2 protein-coding genes and 1 pseudogene are annotated in these 1,977 nt (G+C 69.5%); 2 read left to right on the top strand and 1 reads right to left on the bottom strand.

What is annotated here, in order from left to right:
* Window positions 1–102: 102 nt before the first annotated feature.
* Window positions 103–678 carry a hypothetical protein gene (locus ACY45C_RS18300; protein WP_462188797.1) on the bottom strand — a complete coding sequence of 192 codons (576 nt, stop codon included), beginning with the start codon at window positions 676–678 and terminating at the stop codon, window positions 103–105.
* Between the two features lie 288 nt (window positions 679–966).
* Between ACY45C_RS18300 and ACY45C_RS18295 the strand changes: the two genes are divergently transcribed.
* Window positions 967–1,221 carry a hypothetical protein gene (locus tag ACY45C_RS18295; protein WP_462188796.1) on the top strand — a complete coding sequence of 85 codons (255 nt, stop codon included), beginning with the start codon at window positions 967–969 and terminating at the stop codon, window positions 1,219–1,221.
* Between the two features lie 550 nt (window positions 1,222–1,771).
* Window positions 1,772–1,977: pseudogene (locus ACY45C_RS18290) on the top strand (DUF1003 domain-containing protein); the annotation flags it as partial.

Here is a 1,977-nt window from a genome sequence, read left to right as displayed (position 1 = left end):
ATAAGTGAATATTTTACAAATTCGGCCAGCTACCCTACGCTCAGACACCGGCCGCGATCAGGAACCACGATCCGACGACCATGGCCTTCGATGTCCCGCGGCTCACGCCCGCAGGTGCTGGAGCGGCCCGGCGAAGGTCCGCATCACCTCGCTGAACGTCGTCTCAGGGCGGTAGGCGGGCGGCTGGACCGATTCCCCGGCCCCGCTGTGGGCCGCTCCGAACCGCATGGTCCACAGCATCGTCTCGGCCACCGGGAGGATGGCCACGACCGCGTCGTTCTCGTCCTCCAGCTGGCCCGTCAGCCAGGAGACGCGGTCCGACTGCAGCGCGCAGACATAGATCACCTCACCGGCTGCGTTACCCGGGGCCGCACGCAGCCGCGCCGCCTGGTCCCCGGCGGCCAAGGCCTCGCCCAGCCGGTCGGCGACCAGCTGACGTTCCCACAGCTGCGCATCCTGGGCGATCCGGACGACGACGCCACCGCACAGCCTCCGCTCGACGTGGATCTGCGCGTCGGTGTCGGTGTCCTCACCGAAGTACCACGCGAGGACGTCGGGCAACGCGGCCCGCAGCTCCGCGGCGGACGGCTGGGCCATCGCCAGCCCTGGGCACTGCGGGGACCAGGCTGACCACGAAGGCCCGTCATGCCGCACGATCAACGAGACGGGCCTACCCACGATAGATCATCTCGCGCGACTCCTCCGCCGTCCCGCCGCTTTGATCAGTATCCGCGCTTCCCCCACTGCCCGGGAGCACTTTGCGGTAAAGGTCGGACCGATTACGCGCAACACCGGCCTGTCCCGCACAACACCGACCTCTCCCGGACGACGGTCTGGTCACGGGCGGCACCGACACGGAGGATGCGCAAGGGATACGCAAGGCGGGCAAGGTGGGCGGGCAAGGTGGGCGGGCCGGCCAGGTCGGCGGGCAAGACGGGCAAGACGGCGGGATGACGGGAGGGAGCGATGGAGGGGGCCGACGACATCCGGGGGCGCCGGATCGAACCAGACGAGGGAATGCTGTTGCGAAGGCTGCGCCTTGCCGCGCTCGCCGATGCTCCTTCGGCGTTCTGGCAGACCCTGGCCGAGGCGAGCGCGCGGCCCGCCGAGGAGTGGGACGCCCGCGCCCGCGCCGGGACCCGCGCCACCCGCGCCACGGTGACGGTCCCCGCTTCGGGTGACGTCATCGCGACCGATATCACGGGTGCCCCAGTGGGTTAGGGAACAACTCCGGCGGTTATCCTTGACAAGCCCCCGAAAAATCCTCTATGGAGGACCAGCGCGAGGAGGTGGCCGCTGTGAGTCCTGGCGGGTGCTCCAGTAAAGGCCGCTTCCTGCTCGTGGACGTCAGCCATCGCTGAATCCCGGGCCGATCAGCGCGCACCGTCGCGCCCGGCCCGCGTCCACGGAACCCGGGTAGACGACGCCCGGGGCACTGTTCGGAAGTCCGGCCTGTTCGGACGCACGGCCCTCCTGTCCGGTGCAGCCGTGCCGTCGGCGACGGCGTCTCCGGCTCGGGAGTCGATGGTCACCGCGATCTCCCGGCCCGATCGGTTCGTGCCGGTAGCGCGGATCCACCCTGTCCCGGCCGGGCTTCCCTGATCCGTCCGGGTCGGCAGTCGCATGGGCCGCGAGCAGTGCACAAGCAGGTGCGGTCGATCGAAGTCGTGTCGACCAGAGGTCGCCGTGGCGGTGCCGCCCGCGGCCTGCTCGAGGAATGCGCACTCACAGCTGTCCGGCGGTAACTGGGGCGCGCGGAGGGGGATCTTCCATGAGCATCTCAACATCACGGGCCGCGGGACGTCGTGGTGCCTGCACCGAGCGTCTCGACCTGCCCGCTTCCGGCCGGGTCACACTGATCCCCCGGGGCATGGACCGGGAATCGGTCAGTCGCTTCGCGGAGGCCATCGCCCGTTTCCTGGGAACCGGGCGGTACCTCGCCATTCAGACCTGTATCGTGATCGTCTGGATAGCCTT

The sequence above is a fragment of the Frankia sp. CcWB2 genome, from assembly GCF_977927585.1.
This window is presented reverse-complemented; position numbering and strand designations above follow the sequence as displayed.

What these genes read in the sequence shown, in the direction of transcription:
- ACY45C_RS18295 (WP_462188796.1), top strand. Translation starts at nt 967, where the DNA reads ATGGAGGGGGCCGACGACATCCGGGGGCGCCGGATCGAACCAGACGAG.